Here is a 1,226-nt window from a genome sequence, read left to right on the forward strand (position 1 = left end):
TTACTCGATGATCTTGGCGACGACGCCAGCACCCACGGTGCGGCCGCCTTCACGGATCGCAAAGCGCAGACCATCTTCCATCGCGATCGGTGCAATCAGCGTCACAACCATCTGGATGTTGTCGCCCGGCATTACCATCTCAACGCCTTCCGGCAGCTCACACGCACCCGTAACGTCCGTGGTACGGAAGTAGAACTGCGGACGGTAGCCCTTGAAGAACGGCGTGTGACGACCACCTTCGTCCTTCGACAGCACGTAAACCTCTGCCTCGAACTTGGTGTGCGGCTTCACTGAACCCGGCTTCGCCAGTACCTGGCCACGCTCAACGTCTTCACGCTTGGTGCCACGCAGCAGGACGCCCACGTTCTCGCCCGCACGGCCTTCGTCCAGCAGCTTGCGGAACATCTCAACGCCCGTACAGGTCGTCTTCACGGTGTCGCGGATACCGACAATCTCGATCTCCTCGCCTACCTTGATCACGCCACGCTCAACACGGCCTGTCACCACGGTGCCGCGGCCCGAGATAGAGAACACGTCCTCTACCGGCATCAGGAAGGTCTGGTCGATGGCACGCTCGGGCTCGGGGATGTAGCTGTCCAGCGTCTCAACCAGTGTCTTGACGGCCGTTACACCCAGCTCGTTGTCGTCTTCGCCGTTCAGCGCCATCAGCGCGGAACCACAGATGATCGGCGTGTCGTCGCCCGGGAAGTCGTAGGTGTCGAGCAGCTCGCGCAGCTCCATTTCCACCAGCTCCTTCATCTCGGCGTATTCTTCGCTGTCCGCGCCGCCGCAATCTTCCGCCAGCAGGTCAGCCTTGTTCAGGAATACCACGATGTAGGGTACGCCCACCTGACGGGACAGCAGGATGTGCTCACGGGTCTGCGGCATCGGGCCGTCAGTCGCGCCACACACCAGAATCGCGCCGTCCATCTGCGCCGCACCGGTAATCATGTTCTTCACGTAGTCGGCGTGTCCGGGGCAATCCACGTGCGCGTAGTGACGCGTCGGTGAATCGTATTCCACGTGCGAGGTGGCAATCGTGATGCCGCGCTCACGCTCTTCCGGAGCGTTGTCGATACCGTCAAACGCTACCGCCGAACCGTTTCCCCAGGTCTCTGCACAGACTTTCGTCAGCGCCGCTGTCAGCGTCGTCTTGCCATGGTCAACGTGACCAATGGTGCCCACGTTGACGTGGGGCTTATTACGTTCGAACTTTTCCTTTGCCA

The 1,226-nt window shown here is 60.9% G+C and carries 1 protein-coding gene; it reads right to left on the reverse strand.

All coding sequences use genetic code 11. The features are described 5' to 3' along the window. Window positions 1–1,226, reverse strand: a 1,226-nt coding sequence (tuf, locus tag EGJ68_RS18040) for an elongation factor Tu (RefSeq protein ID WP_233248880.1), incomplete at its 5' end; no start/stop codon positions are given.

Source organism: Haliea alexandrii, assembly GCF_003719295.1.
GTDB classification, from domain to species: domain Bacteria; phylum Pseudomonadota; class Gammaproteobacteria; order Pseudomonadales; family Halieaceae; genus Haliea; species Haliea alexandrii.